The 20523-nt window shown below is 63.4% G+C and carries 19 protein-coding genes; 9 read left to right on the top strand and 10 right to left on the bottom strand.

The window, feature by feature from the left end; translation table 11 throughout:
- Window positions 1–3: 3 nt before the first annotated feature.
- The 6 genes from VVR12_RS06730 to VVR12_RS06755 all read right to left on the bottom strand — a co-directional run bounded on the left by VVR12_RS06730 (window position 4) and on the right by VVR12_RS06755 (window position 6769).
- Window positions 4–1380 carry an MATE family efflux transporter gene (locus tag VVR12_RS06730; RefSeq protein ID WP_368550395.1) on the bottom strand — a complete coding sequence of 459 codons (1377 nt, stop codon included), beginning with the start codon at window positions 1378–1380 and terminating at the stop codon, window positions 4–6.
- A gap of 250 nt (window positions 1381–1630) precedes the next feature.
- A complete protein-coding gene (locus tag VVR12_RS06735) occupies window positions 1631–1822 on the bottom strand; it encodes a hypothetical protein (RefSeq protein ID WP_368550396.1) in 192 nt (63 codons plus the stop codon).
- An 802-nt stretch (window positions 1823–2624) separates the two neighbouring features.
- Window positions 2625–3116 carry a pyridoxamine 5'-phosphate oxidase family protein gene (locus VVR12_RS06740; protein WP_368550397.1) on the bottom strand — a complete coding sequence of 164 codons (492 nt, stop codon included), beginning with the start codon at window positions 3114–3116 and terminating at the stop codon, window positions 2625–2627.
- Window positions 3117–3454: 338 nt separating this feature from the next.
- Window positions 3455–4492: a GNAT family N-acetyltransferase gene (locus tag VVR12_RS06745; protein WP_368550398.1), complete on the bottom strand. Its 1038-nt coding sequence runs from the start codon at window positions 4490–4492 to the stop codon at window positions 3455–3457.
- Between the two features lie 307 nt (window positions 4493–4799).
- Window positions 4800–5741 (bottom strand): arylamine N-acetyltransferase, encoded by a 942-nt coding sequence (locus VVR12_RS06750; RefSeq protein ID WP_368550399.1) that lies wholly within the window; start codon window positions 5739–5741, stop codon window positions 4800–4802.
- A 29-nt stretch (window positions 5742–5770) separates the two neighbouring features.
- The gene (locus VVR12_RS06755) at window positions 5771–6769 is read right to left on the bottom strand and encodes an NADPH:quinone reductase (RefSeq protein ID WP_368550400.1); all 999 of its coding nucleotides are present in this window, start codon (window positions 6767–6769) and stop codon (window positions 5771–5773) included.
- Window positions 6770–7099: 330 nt separating this feature from the next.
- Between VVR12_RS06755 and VVR12_RS06760 the strand changes: the two genes are divergently transcribed.
- The gene (locus VVR12_RS06760) at window positions 7100–7309 is read left to right on the top strand and encodes a hypothetical protein (RefSeq protein ID WP_368550401.1); all 210 of its coding nucleotides are present in this window, start codon (window positions 7100–7102) and stop codon (window positions 7307–7309) included.
- 299 nt (window positions 7310–7608) lie between these two features.
- Complete coding sequence (locus tag VVR12_RS06765) at window positions 7609–9285, top strand: FAD-binding dehydrogenase (protein WP_368550402.1); 1677 nt, start codon at window positions 7609–7611, stop codon at window positions 9283–9285.
- A 70-nt stretch (window positions 9286–9355) separates the two neighbouring features.
- Here the strand turns inward: VVR12_RS06765 and VVR12_RS06770 are convergent, their stop codons facing one another.
- Window positions 9356–9742 carry an RNA-binding S4 domain-containing protein gene (locus tag VVR12_RS06770; RefSeq protein WP_409349890.1) on the bottom strand — a complete coding sequence of 129 codons (387 nt, stop codon included), beginning with the start codon at window positions 9740–9742 and terminating at the stop codon, window positions 9356–9358.
- A gap of 162 nt (window positions 9743–9904) precedes the next feature.
- Here VVR12_RS06770 and VVR12_RS06775 point away from each other — a divergent pair, with 162 nt between their 5' ends.
- The 4 genes from VVR12_RS06775 (at window position 9905) to VVR12_RS06790 (ending at window position 13340) form a co-directional block, all read left to right on the top strand.
- Complete coding sequence (locus VVR12_RS06775; RefSeq protein WP_368550404.1) at window positions 9905–10189, top strand: FmdB family zinc ribbon protein; 285 nt, start codon at window positions 9905–9907, stop codon at window positions 10187–10189.
- 63 nt (window positions 10190–10252) lie between these two features.
- On the top strand, window positions 10253–11509 hold the full coding sequence (fmdA, locus tag VVR12_RS06780) for a formamidase (protein ID WP_368550405.1): 1257 nt from the start codon (window positions 10253–10255) through the stop codon (window positions 11507–11509).
- A gap of 107 nt (window positions 11510–11616) precedes the next feature.
- Complete coding sequence (locus VVR12_RS06785) at window positions 11617–12588, top strand: sucrase ferredoxin (protein WP_368550406.1); 972 nt, start codon at window positions 11617–11619, stop codon at window positions 12586–12588.
- Between the two features lie 149 nt (window positions 12589–12737).
- Window positions 12738–13340: a GNAT family N-acetyltransferase gene (locus VVR12_RS06790; protein WP_368550408.1), complete on the top strand. Its 603-nt coding sequence runs from the start codon at window positions 12738–12740 to the stop codon at window positions 13338–13340.
- A 792-nt stretch (window positions 13341–14132) separates the two neighbouring features.
- On the opposite strand, the gene VVR12_RS06795 is transcribed toward VVR12_RS06790, so the two are convergent.
- Window positions 14133–14315 carry a hypothetical protein gene (locus VVR12_RS06795; RefSeq protein ID WP_368550409.1) on the bottom strand — a complete coding sequence of 61 codons (183 nt, stop codon included), beginning with the start codon at window positions 14313–14315 and terminating at the stop codon, window positions 14133–14135.
- A gap of 268 nt (window positions 14316–14583) precedes the next feature.
- Between VVR12_RS06795 and VVR12_RS06800 the strand changes: the two genes are divergently transcribed.
- The 3 genes from VVR12_RS06800 to VVR12_RS06810 all read left to right on the top strand — a co-directional run bounded on the left by VVR12_RS06800 (window position 14584) and on the right by VVR12_RS06810 (window position 17830).
- A complete protein-coding gene (locus tag VVR12_RS06800; protein WP_368550410.1) occupies window positions 14584–15627 on the top strand; it encodes a nitronate monooxygenase in 1044 nt (347 codons plus the stop codon).
- A gap of 251 nt (window positions 15628–15878) precedes the next feature.
- Window positions 15879–16202: a hypothetical protein gene (locus tag VVR12_RS06805; RefSeq protein ID WP_368550411.1), complete on the top strand. Its 324-nt coding sequence runs from the start codon at window positions 15879–15881 to the stop codon at window positions 16200–16202.
- 236 nt (window positions 16203–16438) lie between these two features.
- Entirely contained in the window at window positions 16439–17830 is a 1392-nt protein-coding gene (locus VVR12_RS06810) for a hypothetical protein (RefSeq protein WP_368550412.1), read from the top strand.
- Between the two features lie 123 nt (window positions 17831–17953).
- Here the strand turns inward: VVR12_RS06810 and galK are convergent, their stop codons facing one another.
- Window positions 17954–19282, bottom strand: coding sequence for a galactokinase (gene galK, locus VVR12_RS06815; RefSeq protein ID WP_368550413.1), 1329 nt, complete (start codon window positions 19280–19282; stop codon window positions 17954–17956).
- Window positions 19282–20418, bottom strand: a complete 1137-nt coding sequence (gene galT, locus VVR12_RS06820; RefSeq protein WP_368550414.1) for a galactose-1-phosphate uridylyltransferase — start codon at window positions 20416–20418, stop codon at window positions 19282–19284. The genes galK and galT overlap by 1 nt, the downstream gene beginning before the upstream one ends.
- Window positions 20419–20523: the final 105 nt, after the last annotated feature.

Here is a 20523-nt window from a genome sequence, read left to right on the forward strand (position 1 = left end):
CACCTAACGAATCCAGACGCCCGTGCGGGCACGCCACCCCAGCGTGACCGCGCGGGCGCCCATGTATCCCAGGGCGTACGCGGCCCACAGCCACACGAAAGGCTGCCAACCGGCGTCCTGCCCACGGCCGAGAAGGTGCACCGCCACGAGTAGCGGGGCGTAGGCGAACAGGGCGGCGACGGCGGCGAGCGCGAGGTAACGGGCATCCTGGGCACCGATGAGCACGCCGTCGAGAATGAAGACGTACGCGGCAACCGGCTGCCCCACCGCGACTACCAGGAGCGCCAGCGCGAACAGGTGCTGCACGGCGGGGTCGGGCGTGAAGATCCAGGCGCCGAAGAAGCCAACGAGCGGGCAGAGCAGGCCGGTAATCACGCCGAAGCCCACCGACCAGCGCACGAGCCGGTTTTTCAGGTCGACCACGGCGGCGCGTCCGGCCTCGGTGTTCAGGTCGGAGGCCCCCAGCTGCTCGCCGAGCAGGGCCTGGGCGGCGATGGCGAGGGAGTCGAGGGCGAAGGCGAGAAAGCTGAAGAACGTCATGGTCAGCTGGTAGGCGGCCAGGTTCTCGGTGCCCTGGGCGGTCACCACGAAGACGGTGGCCAACAGCGCCACGCGCATGGCCAGGGTGCGCAACATCAGCCACGACCCGAGGCTGAACACGCGGCCTAGTCCGCGGCGATCGGGGCGGAGGGCCACCTCGTGGCGGCGTATTCCGCGCAACACCATCGCGCCCATCACCAGGCCCATAACCCACTGGATCGCGGCGGTGGCGATCGCCGAACCGGCCACGCCCAGGCCCACCGGGTAGACCAGCAACCAGCTCAACCCCAGGTTCGCGGCGGCGCCGATGCCAGCCACGTACAGCGGGGTGACGGTATCCTGCAAACCGCGCAACACGCCCACGGCGGCCAGCACCAGCAACATGCCCGGCAGGCCGAACAGGGACGGACGCAGGTAGTCGGCGGCGAAGGTCAGCGTCTGCCCGTTCGCGCCCATGGCCCGCAGGATCGGGTCGCAGGCGAACCAACCGACGACGGCCAGGGTCACGCCGATGAGCAGGGCGGCGGCCATGCCGTCGCGGCCCGCAGTGTAGGCCTCGCGAAGACGCCCGGCGCCGAAGGCCCGCGCCACCGCCGGCGTGGTCGAGTAGGAAAGAAAGATCATCAGACCCACCACGGTCTGGATAACGGTGGAACCCAGCGTCAGCCCGGCCAGCGGCCCCGTGCCCAGGTGCCCGACGATCGCGGTGTCGCCGAGCACGAACAGCGGCTCGGCCACCAATGCCCCGAACGCCGGCAGGGCCAGCGCCAGGATGCGGCGGTTCAGGGAGGGGTGGTTGGCGGGTTGGGGGGTTTCGGGTGCGGCGTTGCGAGAAGTCATAGGACTCTTATTTTAGGGCGGTATGCTTCGTGAGGCACCAGGGTGGGTAGTCCCGTTTCGAGCAGGCTGGCTCCGCTCAGTAATTCGGTGAAAGCCTGAAACCTTCTGGAAACCCCCTCAGGGAGTTTCCTTCAAAGGGCCGCCTATGGAAAATCCCGCACATCCTCAACCCATCATCATCAATCTATTCCCTCGCTTTGCTGGGGAAGAGGATGATCAGAGAAAGGAAGTGCGGGATTTTTGTTGTCTGTTAGGACTGTTTGCCTTCCTTATAGAGGAAGTAAGACTGCACGGCCATGAGGGCGAAGATGGCCCACAGGAGGCCAGTACTGTTATCACTGACAGGAACCCACTGCATTGCGCCCAGAAGAGCTACAGCAGCGAGGATGACTGAGAGGACCAGCCAGAGGGTGCGGAGCTTATTATTTTGAGACCGGAACATAATAGACGAGGACAATCCTTTTCGAGGGGTACAGGGACTATGCACCAGAATTATGTGCGTGCGGGTTACAGCGCCACTGGTGATCTAAGAAATATTTAGTAGTTATTCCGCCTTTAAATATTATAAAAGGAATTTCAGTGGTGCCCGGCAGATGAGTGGCTCACATGCATGGGAATGAGGAGGTTCTGCGGCGAGATCGACCATGTTCTCGACGATGAACTGGGAGGCCGCCTCCGCCGGAAGGCTCACTCATCGCCGAAAGGCCGCATTTCCACCGCGAGGCCGGTAACCTACTCTGTTCGTTTTTGAAATGCCCTACGCCTCTTAACCGAGTAAATGATGGTGCACACGATGAACGGCGCAACATAGGTCCAGGTAAAGCTCGGGGACTCGTCCTGCACCATCCCCAATTGCACCATCAATAACATTGTCAACATACATAAGCTCACCCCACATGAAACCACCGCGTGAAACTCGCGAACATGTTCATAGACTTCCTGGTATTCCTCCGGGGGAGTATTGAGGGCATACGACGCACTGTTAGCCTGCGGAAAGAACACAAAAATGAGGAAAAGAGTTGCGAGGAGTGGGCTTGTCCACGTAAGGCCGATTTCTGGATGAGTGGAGCGAACCATGGAAATAAAAACCATGTTTACAGCCACGAGCACGAGGGCTACCACAAGTAACTTTTTGTTCTTTAAAGACATACCCCCGGGAGCCGGACGCGACCGCATCGTACGAGCGGGGTCGTTCGCCTCCCAGGGGTTGAGGTCTTTTTCGTCAGACATGTGACATTAAGGGTTTAGAGCTCGACGGTATCCGAGTGGCCCGAAGCGCGCTTGCCGGTGACCTTGTTCTTGACGATCTGAGCCAGGGCGTTTGCCTTGCCACCGGGGATGCCCCAGAACTGAGCCGACTCGCTCTTGAAGTGGAGCAGACCCAGGTTCGGGTCGTCCTTACCCTGCGGGAAGTAGGCCTTGGCGGAGTCGTTCCAGAGTTCCTCGATCATGGCGCGGTCGTCCACGAACTCGACGGTGCCGGAGACCGAGAGCCAGGAGCCGGTCTCGGCAAAGGCCAGGTTGACCTCGGGGGTCTGGCGCAACTGCTGAGCCTGGTCGCCGTCGAGGGTGATGAAGAACCAGACGTCGGCGTCTTCGTCGACCTGCTGGGGGGTCATGGGGTGAGTCTGAATCTTGCCGGACTCAGAAACGGACCCCATCATCACGAAGCGCTCACCGCGCATAATCTCGACGATTTGATCTTGGGTGATGCCGTCTTGTGCTGCGTCTGCCATTTTTCTCCTTCGATTGCCGTGCGGTGTCTCCGCACGGATTGATAAGTCTACTTACACTCTAGCGGGTTGTAGAGACCGCCGCCACAGGGGGTTTCGGCGAAAGGCCGTGTTTTTGGCGAGAGTTTAGTGCGCCGAGAGGCCGCGTGTAGGACGGCCTTTCGACAGGGAGGCGGCCTCTCGGCGGAGCGCCCCCAGGGAGGCGGCCTCTCAGTGGTTGCGACCGCGAAAGTCTCTCGGTGACCAGAAAAGTACGGTCATCCAGAGACTTTCGCGGTTGCAAGCTCACCCCGTTCCAAGAGATCAGGGACGTCGGCGGTCGCAAACTCGCCCCCGGCGTCCTAACTCTGGTACATCACCTCGGTGAAGGCCGGCCGGTACCCCAGCTTCTCGTTGATGGCGTTCATGTGAACGTTGACGTCCGAGTTGCCGGTGACCAGCACCTTGAGGTGGGGCGCCATCTCCGCCAGACGCCGGTGGTTGGTGACCTTCACCAGCGTGCCGAGCCTGTGTCCGCGGTGAACCGGCATCACCAGGGTGTTTTCTTGGTACCCCATGGTGGTGCCCGGCGTGGTCTTGAAGGCGATTTCCGACTGCGCGGCCATGGTGTCGTCGGGCGCGAAGGCCACGGTGTGGATCGAGGTGAACCCCATGTCTCGGCCGCGCTGCAGGATCTCCCGCACGCGCTCCACCGGCATATCCTGCACGTGCTTCTCGGCGCCGCCGACGGGTTCGTCCAGCTCGAGTTGCCGCAGCACAACGCCGAACTCCGCAAGGTGTTCCTCGGGAACGTCGTTGATCCAGGTCTCTAACCGGTAACCCGCCTCTGGCACGGACGCCGCCAGCTCATCCAGAAGCGTGGGCAGCACGGGTAGCGCGAGGGTTTTCATGGTGGCGGTGTTCCTCGCCGCCACTCCGAGCCGGCGGGCGAATTTGTTCCAGGGCAGGGAGGCGTCGCGCGGGTCTGCCCCGGACGGCACCGCGCCGTAGACGGTCACCTTGGTGCGTCGGTTCTCGGTGAGGCATTCCTGCACACGCGCGGCAAGTGCGGTTCCGATGCCGTGCCCGCGCCAGTCGGGGTGCACCCCCAGGCCGACGGTGGCGGTGTCGAGGTGCTCCTGCGTGGGCATGCTGACCATGGCGATGCCCGCCAGCGCGGGGCGACCCTTATGGTCGCGGACTTCGGCTACCCAGCGGTGTTTGTCGGCGAAGGCTGAGGGTTCGAGCGCCGCGCGGCGTTCGTGCACGGTCATGGGTTGCACGCCGCCGAAGAGTTCGCGGTCGCAGGCCTCGTCGAGGGCGTTGAGCATGCGCATATCGTTGTCGGAGGCGAGGTCGATGGCGCGGATGGTAAAGGGGTTGTTGACATTGTCAGTCATGGTGAAAAGTCCTTGAAGTAGAGAGGATTTCCCACCGAAAGCGGACGCCGGACGAACCGGCCCCGCGGGTCAGCGTGCGCGAGGGGCTAACGAATGCGGTGGGTGGGCTGCGCGTTCAGGACGCGAGGGGTTGGCGCTATCTGTGCGGTGGCCATGGTGCTCACCCACCTTTCGGATTCTTGTTGACAGGTGTGTTCTAGATTACACGATGGGGTGTGTCGGGGGAAGGCTCGGGGCGGCCTTTCGGCGAGGGGCCGCGTATAGGACGGCCTTTCGGCAGGGAAGCGGCCTTTCGGCGAAGGGGCAACTACTTCGCCGCAGCCGCGAAACCCTCAGCCTTCTGCCACAGCACCTCCAGGCGGCCGGCATCCACCGCGATGCCGAACTCGTCCCGCAGAATCCGCCCCAAGTCCTCGGCAGAGGTCAACTGCGTTTCCTCGCGCTCACCACCGGCCTGACGGGCCAGCGTGGTATTGGTCAGCGAAACGCGTCCGCCCTCGGGCAACGCGTGCACCACCGCCAGCTGAGAAGTGAACGGCCCGCCAGGTCGAGTGGCGGCCCACCAATTAGACATCTGCAGATCGATGTCGAACACCTCGCGCAACGAGAAACCGTACATCGAGTCGAACTCCCCACGAGAACGACGCTGAACCACGATCTCGTGATCAGCGAGGCGGGATTCATCGAGGACGTCCGCGGCGGCCATCAACCGGAACTCGCCCTGGGCGGTGTGATGGGTTTCGCCGAGCCGATCCAGCGCAAGCGGAACCGGCGGTGTGCCCGCGCCGAACCCGTTGTCGACCAGAACCTCCCGGTCGTCAACGCGCACGATGCTTGCCTGGTGCGAGAGCGGACCAACACCTGGTTTGCCGTGAATCAGCACGCGCGCGAGCACCTGTCGGGTGTGGAACCCGAGCTCTTCTAACACCATGCGAGTCAGCAGAGCGTGCTCGTGACAGAACCCGCCCCGCTTGTTGCGCACAAGCTTCTCGAAGACCGATCGAGGGTCGATCTTAACCGGATCAAATTCGGCGGGATCGTTCACCCGGTCTGCGGCGTAGAGTAGCGGGTCGATGTTCTCGAACGGGATCGCCGCCTCATGAGCGAGAAGGAGTTCGGTAAGAACCTGCATCCCTTCGCCCTCAACCACTCGCTTCTTCAACTCTTCTTGGTTGGTTTTGAGGTTAATTCGCGTGAAGTATTCGTCTAAGAAACCGTCTGGGGTTTCACGTGAAACATTCTGAGTCATCGCAATCCTTTCATCTCGGCGAGAAAAACTTAGAAAGTCAGCACGACCCGCTGGCCGCGTAACGCGCCCTCTTCAAGGTCTTGGTGGACGTCCGCGATCTGCTCGAGCGGGCGCGTCGTCATCTTGAGTTCGGGCAGTTCGCCGCGGCCCGCCAGTTCGTTGACCTTCTCGGCCGCCCGGGCCAGCTGGTCCACGGTGGCGTTGCTGATCACGAAGCCGTTGATCGACCCATCACGGGTGTACAGCTTGCCCACGGGTAACACCGGGGTCGCACCCATGCCCGACATCACCACAATCCGCCCGCCGAGGGCGATCCTTTCCACGGCCGATTCGAGGTCGTTGCGGGACGACGTATCTACCTGCACGTCGAACCCGGAAGGAGCGGTTCGCGCGAGCTCTTCGCCTAGGTTCTCGGAGTGATAGTCCAGAGCGGTCTCGGCACCGAGCTCACGCACCCGGTCCAGGTCCTGCGCCGAGGCAGTGGCCACCACGTGCGGGGTCGCCATACTGGCCAGCGCCACCAACATCGACCCCACGTTGCCACCGCCGCCCTCGATCAGCACGCGCTGATCCCCGCGAGCATCGCCGTCAGCGTGCAGCTGCAGACCGCCGTGCTCAAACAGGGCGAGGTAAGCGGTGGCGGCGGGGTGCACCGCGGCGATGAAACGCAGCGGATCCACACCCTCGGGCAACGGGTAGAGGCGGTCGTTGGGAACCGCCACGTACTCGGACGCCGCCCCCTGGCGTCCGTGGTGGCCCATGCTGTTCGACCACACCAGGCGGCCAGTGCCGACCTCCTCGCCCACGAGGTCGCGGGCGATCACGAAGGGGAAGGGCGTCTCGGTCTCGAAGGCACCGGAGCGCACAAAGGTGTCTACGGGGTTCGCGGTCGTGGCGAGGACTTTCACGAGCGTCTCGTCGGGGCCCGGTTGCGGCAACGGCAGGTCGCCGATCTCGATGTTGGACGCCGGCCCCAGCTCTCGCACGAACGCGGCCTTCATGGTCTCGGGAAGTTGGTTCTGATTCATTGCTTCATCCCCCTTAAAAGGCAGTTTGGCTTACCTTTTCAGTTCTACACCCGATGTTCTGTGCGCGAAAGGGTGGGGGTGGGGTGTATCGACAAGGCGTTGGGGGTGTGAGAATACCCCCTGCATCACATAATGAACAACATCAGAGGTAAACCTTTGATAATTTAACAGATAGTTCTTGATGTGCTTCGTGCAACACGGTCAGCCATAATGATGGCACACCAGGCTATGCAACCGAATAAAACAAAACAAAATACCTAATATTAATTAGGATCCTCGTCGATTTTAAATTTCATCTCGCCCATAAATGCACAGTAGAAGATTTCCCCAATGAATAAAATATCCACACTACTCAAGACGGTTTCGGTGCTCTCTTTGGCTCTCATCGCTGGCGGATGGATGCTAGCAATGGCCATGCGATCATTCGCACTAGAGGTGCCTGCAGAAGCCCCTGGAGTGTTAATTTTGGTCGGTTTGATTTTATTTATCGCAACTGGGTTTGCTTATTTATTCACGCATTCTCATCGCGACTTAAAATAAATCTACTTCTAATATTTCGCGTAATACCCCACAACCTAAAACCACCCACCACCCTAAAAGACTTATCACACCTCGGCGACCCTCACTTTTCGTGGATTTGCACCCTTAAAAACCGTTTTTAAGGGTGCAAATCCACGAAAAGTGAGAGACGGGCGGCTCGGATGGCTACCCAGCGCGGAAGAAAACAAGGTTCTCACCTTACCCTGCAGGCCAGCTCAGTAGGATAGTCTCAGCGCCCCACCCCGAGGGGGCAGGCCCCAACGAAGCGTAAAAGAACGCCCAGCAGAAACGAGGAACCCATGCACGCAGACGTCATCGTGGTCGGCGCGGGATTGGCCGGAATGGTCGCCGCCTGTGAGCTCATCGACGCGGGCAAGGCCGTCACGATCGTCGATCAGGAGTCCGCAGCGAACCTCGGCGGGCAAGCCTTCTGGTCGTTCGGCGGGATGTTCCTCGTCAACTCCCCCATGCAGCGCCGCCTGGGTGTCAAAGACTCCTTCGAGCTCGCCTGGCAAGACTGGCAGGGTTCCGCCGGTTGGGACCGCCTGACCGGCGAGAACCCCGAAGACCACTGGGCGAAACAGTGGGGCCGCGCCTACGTCGAGTTCGCCGCCGGGGAGAAACTGCCCTGGCTCAAAGACCAGGGCGTGAAGTTCACGCCCATCGTCGGCTGGGCCGAACGCGGCGGCCTCACCGCCACCGGCCACGGTAACTCGGTGCCGCGCTTCCACGTGCCCTGGGGTACAGGAACCGGCATCTCCGAACCCTTTGCCAACAAGCTCCGCGCCGCCGCAGCCGAAGGGCGCGTCACCCTCGCCTTCCGCCACCGCGTGAACGAACTCGTCTTCACCGACGGTGCCGTGACCGGCGTCCGCGGGGAGCGCCTAGCACCCGACAACTCACCCCGCGGGGTGGCCTCGAACCGCGAGGTCGTCGGCGACTTCGAACTCTCCGCGCAGGCGGTGGTGCTGGCGTCCGGCGGCATCGGCGGCAACCACGAGGCCGTGCGCCGCTGGTGGCCCGAACGCCTCGGCACCGCGCCGCAGAAGATGATCACCGGCGTGCCAGCCTACGTTGACGGCCGCATGCTCGAGACCGCCGCCGACCAGGGCGTGCGGCTGGTCAACCGCGACCGCATGTGGCACTACACCGAGGGCATCCAGAACTGGAACCCCGTCTGGCCCGATCACGCGATCCGCATCTTGCCCGGCCCCTCCCCCATCTGGTTGGACGCCCGCGGCCGCCGCCTGCCCGCACCCGGCCTGCCCGGATACGACACCCTGGGCACCATGAAGATCCTGCGCACTACCCCCGACATCGCCGGCTACGACTACTCGTGGTTCGTGGTGAACCAGTCCATCATCAAGAAGGAATTCGCGCTCTCCGGCTCGGAACAGAACCCCGACTTTACCAACCGCGACCTGAAACTATTGGCCAAGAGCCGCCTGGGTGCGAGCGCGCCGGGACCGGTAGAAGCCTTCAAGGAACACGGGCAAGACTTCGTGGTCGCCGACTCCCTCGACGAGCTGGTGACGAAGATGAACGAGCTCACCGGCGACGGCCTGCTCTCCGCCGAGCAGGTGGCCGCGCAGATTCGCGCCCGCGACAACGAGGTCGGCAACCGCTACTCCAAAGACGCGCAGACGGTGGGCATCCGCAATTCCCGGAGCTTCCTCGGCGACCGCATTTTCCGCACCGTCAAACCGCACCGGATTCTCGACCCCAAGCACGGCCCGCTGATCGCGGTGCGCCTGTGGACGGTCACCCGCAAGACCCTTGGCGGCATTCAGACCGATCTCACCGGCCGCGCCTTCACCGCCGACGGCTCCCCTCTGGAGGGTCTATATGCCGCGGGAGAGGCAGCCGGTTTTGGCGGCGGTGGTGCCCACGGATACAACGCGCTCGAGGGCACGTTCTTGGGCCAGTGCGTGTTCACCGGACGCACGGTCGGCCGCACCTTGGCCGCCCGCCTGTAATTCGGCGCGCCGAGGGGCCGAGGGGCCGGGGAGCTGAGGAGCCGACCGGCTGGGTTGCCGGCCGCGTCCTTTAATCTTTTTCGTAACCGCGCAGGCGGTTGAGTTCGCGGCGTTCGACCTTTGTGGGGCGTCCGGCGCCGCGTTCTCGACGGGGTAGGCCACCGCGGCTGAGATATGCCGGACGCGGTTCGGAGAGGTCGTCGTAACAGGTCACCGCCACCGGTGCCCCCACTCGCTTGGAAATCAGCTTCTTTACTTCGAAGACGCGCTCCCATCCGGGATAGCGCACCCGCACGATGTCACCGACCTTCAGTTTTTGCGAGGGTTTCACGTGGTCGTCGTTGACGCGCACGTGACCGGCCCGGCACTCATCGGAGGCGAGCGAGCGGGTCTTGAAAATGCGTACGGACCAGAGCCAGACGTCCACGCGCGTGGGTTTCTGGGGTTCTTCAGACATGCTCTCCATCCTACCGATCCGCGAACTCCCGATTTTTGTGCGAACTCCCGAGAAATTTTAGGGAATTCGCACAAAAATCGGGATCTCGCGGATCTGGGCGAACGGGCCGTATCACGCTAGACTGTGATTCAAGACACAAGCACAGACAGCGAAGAACCAACGATGCCCCTCTACGAATTCAAGTGCCCCACCTGCGGTGTTTTCGAAGAACACCACCCCATGAGCAACATCCCGCGCGCCACCGCCTGCCACGAATGCGGCGCCGATGCTCGCAAAATCATGTCTTCCATCAAGCTCTCCCACCTGAACTCGGCGCGCGGTAAAGCGTTGAGTTCCGCCGAAGCCTCCGCGCACGAACCGCAGGTGGTCACCTCGATGCCCGGAACCCGCGGCCGACCCACGCCCGTCACCACCAACCCGCTCCACGCCAAGCTGCCGCGCCCCTAGCGGCGGCCGGCGGCGTCCTCAAGCCATCCCAAAAATCAACCACAGATGAAGAAGGAGGGCACCATGCCCGAGGTATTGTTCCCGCTCGATTCCAGCAAACCCTTCGACCAACAAGAGAAGATCGGCCACAACCGATGGCACCCTGACATCCCGCCGATCGCCACCGTCAAACCCGGAACCACCTTCCGCGCCGACTGCCGCGAGTGGTTCGACGGCTTCATCAAGAACGACGACTCCGCCGACGACATCCGCGACGCCCCCTTGCACAAGGTGCACGCCCTGGCCGGCCCCTTCGCGGTGGAAGGCGCCGAACCGGGCGACCTGTTGATCGTCGACATCGTCGACATCGGGGCCATCCCGCAGGAGGAAGGCCCGCTGGCGGGCCAGGGCTGGGGATACACTGGCATCTTCGCCAAGAACAACGGCGGCGGTTTTCTCACCGAGCAGTTCCCCGACGCCTACAAGGCCGTCTGGGATTTCCAGGGTAGCGAGTGCACCTCCCGCCACATCCCGCACGTGAAGTTCACCGGCATCCACCACCCCGGCCTCATGGGCACCGCGCCGTCGGCGGACCTGCTGAAGAAGTGGAACAAGCGCGAGGGCGACCTGATCGCCACCGACCCGCAGCGCGTTCCCCCGTTGGCCCTGCCGCCCGAACCGGACGGCGCGATCCTCGGAACCCTGACCGGCGCCGAGTACGCCCGCGTGGCGTCCGAGGCAGCCCGAACCGCTCCCCCGCGCGAGAACGGCGGTAACCAAGACATCAAGAACCTCACCAAGGGTTCGCGCGTGTTCTACCCCGTCTTTGTGCCCGGTGGTAACCTCTCGGTCGGCGACCTGCACTTCTCGCAGGGCGACGGCGAGATCACCTTCTGCGGCGCGATCGAGATGGGCGGTTACATCGACCTGCACGTGGACGTCATCAAGGGCGGCATGGAGAAGTACGGCGTGAGCGAAAACGCGATCTTCATGCCCGGACGCGGCGGCCCGGTTTACTCGGAGTGGCTGGCGTTCTCGGGCACCTCGGTGACCCTCGAGGGCGAACAGCGTTACCTGGATTCGCAGCTGGCCTACCAGCGTGCGATCCTGCACGCGATCGACTACCTGACCAAGTTCGGTTACACCCCGGAGCAGGCGTACCTGTTGCTGGGTGCCGCCCCGATCGAGGGACGCTTCTCGGGTGTGGTAGACGTGCCGAACTCGTGCGCGACGGTCTACCTGCCAACCGAGATCTTCGACTTCGACGTGCGTCCGGGTGCGGACGGTCCCACGCAGATCGATCCGGGTCAGGGCGCGCCGAAGTCGGCCAACCCCGCCTAACCCGATCCGCGACATCCCGATTTTTGTGCGAATCCCCGAAAATTTCTCGGGATTTCGCGCAAAAATCGGGAACTCGCCGATCAGAGGGTGGGCGATAGACTCTACCCATGAGCTCCTGCGCCGATCGCCCCTCCGAACACCGCCTCGTCACCCCGCCGTTGCCGCCGGGGTCTTGCTCCTCCTTCACCGACGAAGAGCTCGCCGGCACCGCCGCCCACGAAAACCTGTGGGTGGCCCTCGAACACCCGGGCAACTGGGGGCGCGACATTTACGACGGCCACGCCTTCGACGCCGAGACCTCCGCCGCGCTCCAACAGAAAATGGCGGACGCCGGCGCCCGCCTCCTGCTCATTCGCAAACCCGGACGCGCCGGTCAGGCCGCCCGCGCGGCCGGCTCTCACCGCGTCTTCGTGGCCGACGCCGCCAAAGCTCGGTTGTACGCCCTGACCGTCAAAGACGCCCGCGACCTGCTCGACCTCCCGTTGGACACCCCGCAGCTCATCGCCGGCGCGCGGCAGGTGCAGCAGACCCTCATGTTGGTGTGTACGAACGCCAAGCGGGACCGCTGTTGCGCCCTCGCCGGCCGCCCCCTGGCGGATTTCCTCGCCCGTGAACTGCCTGCCGATACGGTCTGGGAGTGCTCCCACACCGGTGGGCACCGCTTTGCCCCGGTCGCCATCGCTCTGCCGACCGGTTACACCTACGGCCGGTTGAACGCGGCCTCCGGATTGAGCGCCTACCGCAGCTTGGCCGAGCACAACGCCCCCAGCACCCTGGGTTTGCGCGGTCGTTCCACCCTGGACGGCGCGGAGCAGGCCGCCGAGGTGCTGGTGCGCCGCGAGCTGGCCGAGAGAGGGGAGACCCCAAGCGTGGGCGACCTGACGATCAGCGAGCTGGCCAAGCCCGGCGCGCGTTCTGCGGGGGTGCATCACGTGGTGGTCACCCACCGCGACGGACGCCGCTGGGAGCTGGCCCTGCAACAGAAGGGGCTGCCGCCGCGTCCGGCATCGTGCGGCAAGGAGGCCAAGCCGGGAGCCTCGTGGGTGCCGGCACAGGAGCGCCCCGCCTCGTCGTGTTAGCACCGTCCACTGGCGGGCGCGGTGGGTGGGTCCACGCCCCGCTCTGGTGAACACGCCCTCTTTCTTGGGCAAAACCTCGGTAGCTCCACACCCGGTTTTTTCGTTTCTACAATGGATTGCATCCAACAACACACCACACACAACGGAATATGCAACCGGAGATCATCACTGATTCGCTGACCCTCCGCCCCCTGGCCGAGCGCGACGTTCCGGCGCTGACCCACGCCTGGTCAGACCCGGAGATCCGCCGCTGGTGCATGGCGGTGCCGCTGACTTTCGCGCCCGGGGACGTGCGGGAGTTCGTGGCCATGGCCCACATCTTGGCCGAAGCCGAGACCGAGTTCATCTGGGCGATCGAGGAGCACCGCCAACTACGCGGCATGGTATCGCTCTTCGACATCACCGAGGGCAACGCTCAGGTCGGCTTCTGGCTGGCCCCGAACGCCCGCGGCCACGGGGTGCTCACCCGCGCCCTGCACGCGCTCACCCAAGCCGCCTTCGCCGACGAAGACCTCGCGCTCGACCGCCTGACCTGGACCAGCATCGAGGGCAATATCGATTCGCGGCGGGCGGCGGTACGCGCCGGTTTCGCCGAGATCCGCTTTGTGCCCGGCGGCACCGCAGGCAGGCCCGACAGCGCCGGACGCCCCACCCGGCTCGACGCCTGGCAGGGGGTGCTGACCCGCTCGCGCTGGGAGCATTTCGCCGAAAACTTTGGTGCCACTCGCCGCAGGACGCCGCGGGCTGCATGAGCACCCCCGTGGCAGGATTTCAAGAGACGTTAATAGTTTTTAAAAATTTATAGAGAGATGTACACCGTTGTTCAACGGTGTACATCTGCATTTATAAGGAGGGATGCGTCAAGGTTTTCGTTGCCAAATATCTTTACGCAATGTTGTAAAGACCAGTACTGTGGCCATGAAAAATCCGAAAAGTCCCGATGTAATCCAACTGCCAAAGGGCAACGATGAGTCTCCGCCGAAACTCCTAACGACAAAGCCGCCGGCAATAAAGATCGCAACTGTCAAAAGGTATATCCCTAGCAATCGAAGTGCTACTGATTTTTTATTTTTCATAGTTTTACCTACCCTTCACAATGCGGATCTAAAACCGCTATAGTTGTCCTCGACAAGTGAAGGCGGCGTAGGCGAGAACCGACGCAACAACCACCGGGCCACCAATAGCTTTGCCGGCAGTAGAGACGAAAGCCGGCCCTAGTGCACGAACAATCGTAGTAGCCGCTAAGCCCCATTTCGCCGCTTTAATTGCAGTTACGATTGAGCCCCAGGTACCTGCAGAAAATGCTGTAAAAGGGATTCCCAGAGCACCCACTACCAAACACTTTGCGTATTCTGTCGCACCCTGGGGGGCCACGCTACCTTTACTTGAAAAATGAAAGAGAGATGCTTGTACCCCAGAAGCGTTCATCTCAGCAGCAAGACTGCGGAAGAGCTGCAGATTGTGAGCATAGCCCGCTGACGTCACGGCCACCTCGTCAACCACATAGGAACCGTCGGTGCTTTGAATAACAAATTTTGTGAAGATCAATTTGTGAAGATCAACTCGAGAGCTTGTTCAAGCTGAATCTCGGCTTCTGTAGCCTGGGTGTTGTAAGTGTAGTTGTTATCGGACGATAGAGTTTGATTAGCAAATGCAACTGAAGAACTTCCTAGTGTGAGTGCTGCACTAACTCCAAGAGCAAGGAGTTGCTTTCCCAATCCCTTCATGAGAGACTCCTTAAATTTTTCATACGGTTTGAGTGTTGTACATCACAGTATACCCATACTGTCGGTCTGTGACAAGGGGAAATGCATAATAAACCAGCAGTTACGTGATTAGGTCGCCACAGACGTCCTGAGTGAGACTTTGCATTCACACGACTTCACGCGGTCGTAACCGGGAGCGTGTATTCACCTGCCACCGCCCGACCTCTAGCCAAAGCCGCGAACGTGGCGATAAGTTGGGGCTCAATACCGCTACAGTCAGGAGGCTCGCATGTCCGTTATCACCTCCACCCACCCCATTGTCGCCGCGCCCATGGCGGGCGGCCCGTCGTCCGTGGAGCTGGCGCGCGCGGTGGCGCAGGCCGGCGGGTTCCCGTTCCTTGCGGCAGGCTACAAGACCGTGGAGCAACTCGCCGAGCAGGTGCGCGCCGCCCGCAGTTTCGGTGTTGACTTCGGCGTGAACCTGTTCGTTCCGGCCTCGGCCAACGACGCCCCGACGTCCCAGGAACCCTTCGACCGTTCCGCCTTCGAGGCCTTCGCCGACCGCATCGCGCCCGAGGCCGCCGCGCTAGGAGTCGAGCTGCCCCGCGAACCCCGCACCGACGATGACCTTTACACCGAGAAGCTGGCCTATCTGCGGCGGAACCCGGTCCCGGTCGTCTCCTTCACGTTCGGGTTGTCCTCCGCCCAGGTCATCGCCCACTTACAGCAGGTGGGCACGCGAGTGCTGGTGACGGTCACGACCGCCGCCGAGGCCGCCGCAGCCGAGGCCAACGGCGCCGACGGGTTGGTGGTGCAGGGGCCACGCGCCGGTGGGCACAGCGCCACGTTCGATCCCACGCGAACCTTCGGGGATCGTCCGACCGTAGAGGTGTTGCACGACATTCTTGAAATTACACAAATTCCCGCGGTCGCGGCGGGCGGGGTCGACAGTCCGGCTACCGCCCGGCAGTTGCTGGACGCCGGCGCCGAGGCCGTCGCGCTGGGTACCGCATTGCTCCGCACGGACGAGGCGGGCACCTCGCCCACGCACCGTGCCGCCCTGGCCGACCCGCGTTTCACCGAGACAGTGCTGACCAGCGCATTCACCGGTCGCCCGGCGCGCGCCCTGAAGAATGAGTATCTGCAGCGCCACCATGACCACGCAATCCTGGCGTACCCCCAGGTGCACCATCTGACCAAGCAGCTCCGCGCGGCGGCGGGCCAAGCCGGGGACGCCGAACGCCTACACCTGTGGGCCGGTACGGGGTGGCGTGCTGCGCGCGCGGGCTCCGCTCGGGATGTTATCGCCGAGTTTGCCGCCCAGCTGGGATAGGGCGCAGGAAAAGTTTTCAGAGAAGGGTCAACCGAGCGACCCGCACCCGTACGCCCCTCTTAGATACGTAAATTTTGGGTTTCTTTGATGGTTCCGAAAGTTAGCCCAAAGTTTGCCCGTGAGAGCGGATTTCCACTGTCGTTGACTAGGCAACACAGGATAAGATTAGTGTGTTCTAGGCAACAGTAGACCAGTGGGGACTGGCGGGGCCTTCAACAACACACTCGCGCCGCTGACGAAAGGATTTTCGAATGCGCCGCATTCTCGCAACTCTGGCCGGAGCCACCCTCGCCGCCGGCGTGGTTGTCACCCCGGCACAGGCCCTCGACAACACCACAGACTCCCCCACCGCCGTCCACATCTCGGCCGCGGCCCCAACGAGTCACTCAACTCCCGAAGGTCACTCTGACATGACGAAAACCGAAAAGTCCCTCAAGCAAGCTAGCGAAGCCACGGTGGCTGACTTCACCAGCACCCCCACCCTGATCTCCATGGGCGTGGGCCTGCTCGTGGTGGCCGCGATGGTGGTCTCCAGCGTCCGCGCAGCGGGCCGCGAGGAGAACCAATATCACTAAGCTCCCACCCTTCTTTCCAAGGTGCTCTTCGGGTTATTTACCCCCAAAATGACCACAAAGAGCACCTTGTTTTTATTTGCCAAACAAACTATGGTAAGCCCCTTAAAACCTCTCTGACTACCAGAAACTCGCCACCGCCCCGGCAGAGTGTCGTGTTCAGTCCCACCTGCCCCCACTACCGGGAGACTTGTCACCTCTTGTGAGAAAATATCCCTATGACTTTCGAGAGTGCGCCTATGACGCATTTGCCGACGCTCGCAGTAATCCTCGAAGATCACTCCGCATCTATCGCTGAGACCATCACGGTCACGGCTGAGATAGTTCGCGGTTCGTTGACTCATATGGAACTTTCCGATGAGAACGGTGAACCCATGCACCATCAGCCGCTCTCGTCACAACTGCGTGACGAGCTCACGCGCCTGGTCGATGCCGGAGAGATCTCCGAGAACTGTCAGCTTCGCCTGCAGACCGTGCCTGAGCCGTCCACCTCTCCCGCCTCGCAAGAGAGCCCGGAGAGCGCCGCGGCTCCCGTTGGCGACCCCGGCGACCTCGACTCGGTCGTCCACGTCAACAACGACGGCCTGGCCATGCGCGCGGCACTCATCACCTTGGGCCACCGCCACGGCTACACCGATACCGAACTGCGCGAGGTCTCTACCCGCGCCGGCGAGTCGCTGCCCGAGATCCGCTTCTTCCGCTCGCTCGTTCGCGAAGGGCGCGTGGTGCAGGGCGATCACGAGAACGTCGTCGCCTCCCCGCTCCAGGCAGACTTCGGCGCCGCACGCTTTCAGCAGGCCGAGATGAGCCTCCCCGCGCCCTCCCCCACCGACGTAGTGCAGCCGCTGCTGACGCACGAGGGCTGGGTGGAGCTGGCCCACGACGATCACGTGCTGTACGCGGTGGACGCCGCACCCGGCGCCAGCGGTGAGATCGGTCAGGTGATCGGCCGCTCCGCCACCGAACCGCAGGTGCCCTACCTCGTAGCCCGCTCGCTGGGCCAGTTCATCACCGGCGACTGGGTCAGCCCCAACCTGGGGACCGCCAACTCACAGAAGTGGGTTGCCACGATGTCGGTGGAAGAATCCGATGCGGGCGAAAAACCGCGTGAAACTTCGGAGGAAAGCCCCGCTGAGACCCCGACTGAAGGCTCCGAGAACAAGGGTGAAGGCAACGCCGAAGACCCGATCGCGGCCTACGAGCGCTACCGCGCCCAGATCGCCGCGCAGAACTCCGCCGACTCCATTCCGCAGGAAAACCTCGAAGCTACCCAAGACGAAGAGGCCATCCTCAACCTGCAATACGAGCTAGAAACCCACAACGCAGACAAGCTCAACGAGACCGAGCGGCACCTCGCCGACGACTTCGCGGCGATCGCGTTCGGCAAGGAGAAGACGCGCCGCGAGGAATCCGCTACCGGCGACTCCAACGCTCCGGTCGATCAGGATCGCCGCCGCCCCGCGGAAACCGAGGGCCAGCCCGAGACCCGCGCGGAACAACGCCAGGATCCGATCACCGAGGCGCTCGACGAGTCTGCCTCCGCTCGCCGCGCAGCCTCCGATCGAGACACCGCCCGCGCCAACCAGTCGGGATTCATGGCCTCGCTCCGCAAGTTCTTCACCGGGGAGTAACTACCCGGGGTGCGGTGACAACGAACCGCAGCCCGCGCCCGGTCTTGCCGCGCAACGCTCGTTAAACGCTCAGCGTGCCGCTACCCATCACGGTAGCGGCGCGCTGAGCGTTTAACGCGTGAGCTAGTGCCGAGCGGCGGCAGATGAGGGGGCGCTCACGAGGAACTCCGGCGAGGTGAACCCCTGCTTCTCGAAGGCGGTAGCCACCGCCTCGGCGACCTTCTCGACGTCGTCGCGACGCACGAGCGCAATAGCGGAGCCGCCGAAACCGCCGCCGGTCATACGCGAACCCAGCGCGCCGGCCTCGCGTGCGGCGTCCACGGCGGTATCTAGCTCGGGGCACGAAACCTTGTACTGGTCACGCAGCGAGTCGTGCGACTGGTTCAACAACTCGCCCAGGCGCGTCCAGTCGGCGGGGTCAACCTCGGTGCGATCGGCGAAGAGCGCGATGCACTCCTCCACCCGGGCCATCTCGCTCCAGACGTGCTGCACGGCATCGCGGATGACGGCACGGTCAACGTGCGCGGGCAGGCTCAGCGAATCCACGCGGTCGTCCCACTCGCGCAACAGCTTCTCGGCGCCGGCCAGGGTGGGGGTGTCGGGGAAGACATCGCGCAGGGTCTGCACGCCCAGGGCCTCGCGGGCCACCTCGGTGGATTCACGACGCGCCGCGTACTGGCCATCGGAGAGGTTGTGGTGGGCGCGGGTATCGATCACCAAGATCGCCAGGCCGGCCTGAGCCACGTCGATCTCGATCGGAGAAGCGGAGAAATCGCGGCAGTCGATCGCCAACACGTTGCCGCGCTGGGCGCGCAACGAAATGGACTGGTCCATGCCGCCGGTGGAAGCACCGGCGATCTCGTTCTCGGCACGGATGCAGGCTTCGGCGAGCGCCTTGCGGCCTTCGTCGGTCTCGGCCAGGCGTTCGCGTTGCGGGTTCTGCCGCGAGAGCAGATCGTCTACGCCCACCGCGATGGAACACTCGAGCGCGGCGGAAGACGAGAGGCCCGCGCCCAGCGGCACCGCGGAGTCAATGGCGATCTGCGCCCCAAACTCGCGGCCCGCAGCGGAGAATGAATCGCCCTCCTGCTGGGCCATCGCCCAGGGCACGCCGGCCACGTACGACATCCACCCCGAGAGCTTGCCGGGGGCAACCTCGGCGAACCGCACCGCGTCCTCAGAGGCCTCGGTGTTGTCTTGGCCGGCGTCCCCCTGGCGGGTGACGGCACGGATCTGCCCCTCGGCGGGGCCCATGGCCACGAAGGTGCGCTGCTCGATGGCGAAAGGCAGCACGGTGCCGCCGCAGTAATCGATGTGTTCGCCCAGCAGGTTCACGCGGCCCGGGGCGGAGTAGACGCCCGCCGGAGCCTCGCCGAAGGTCTGCCGAAACTGCTCCACCACGTTGTTTTCGAGCTGTTCGGCGGGGATGTTTTCTTTCCACGAGACGTGCATTAGTTCTCCTCAGGTGCACCGGGCGCCAGCTCCTTGAAGCGCGCGGCGATGCGTTCGGGTGTGGTGTCGCTGATCCAGGCGGCCATGGCCGATTCCGAACCCGCCAGGTATTTCATCTTGCCCGGCGAGCGCATGAGTGAGAAGACGTGCAGGAACATCCGCGAGATATTCTCGCCCTCGCGCAACGGGGCCTGGTGCCAGGCCGAAATGTAGGGCAGTTTCTCGACGCCGTCGAAGAAGCGGTCCACGCGGCCCAGCAGGTCGAGGTAGAGGCGGGTGAGGTCGTCTTTTTCGGCTTCGGTCAGCTCGGTGAAGTCCCGGGCGGCGCGGCGGGGCATGACGATGAATTCGACGGGCCACTTGGCGGCGTAGGGAACGTAGGCCACCCAGTGTTCGGTTTGGGTGATCACGCGCTGCTCGGCCTGCAGCTCAGCGTGGAGGACGTCGCCGAGTAGGTCCCCGCCCCGCTCGTGCTTCCAGCGATTGGCCTGGCGCACCAGCGCAGCGGTGTAGGCGGGCGTGTAGGGGTAGGCGTAGATCTGCCCGTGTGGGTGCGGGAGAGTCACGCCGATTTCTTCGCCGCGGTTCTCGAAGGGGAAGACCTGTACGATGCCCTCTCGCTGGGAGAGTTCGCGGGTGCGGTGCGTCCAGGCTTCGACGACGGTGCGGGCGCGGTCGTAACCGAGGGTGCCGAAGGAGCCGTAGTGGTCGGGGGTGAAGCTGACGACCTCGCAGCGTCCGCCGGGGGTGGTTTCGGTGAAGAGCGGTTCGTCGCGGAGGGTTTCGAGCGGGCCCTGCAGGGAGGGGAAGCGGTTTTCGAAGACCACCACGTCGTAGTCTTCTTCGGGGATCTCACCGGGCACGGTGCCCACGCCGGCCGGGGCCAGCGGGTCTTCGTCGGCCGGCGGCATGAAGGTGCGGTTGTTGCGGTGGGCGGCAATCGCCACGGAGTCGCCGGTCAGCGGGTCCACTCGCACGCAGGCGGCCTCGTGCGGGGGCAGGGTGCGCGGTTCGAGCGGGCGGAGGTCTTCGATGCGTCGAGTCTTGTGGCCCGAGACGTACGGTTCGCTGTCGTCGAAGAAGATGATCTCGCGACCATCGGCGAGCGTACCTTTGGTGACTTTGACTGTCGTCATGCTGGCAACACCTTTTCTCAACGAGAAGTGAACAGTAATAAACATTATTGCACAGCGCCCCCGACGAAGGACAGACCTCTTAGTTCTCGAGGTTTCGCCAGGACA

This window comes from Rothia sp. LK2588, assembly GCF_040946465.1.
In the GTDB taxonomy this organism is placed as follows: domain Bacteria; phylum Actinomycetota; class Actinomycetes; order Actinomycetales; family Micrococcaceae; genus Rothia.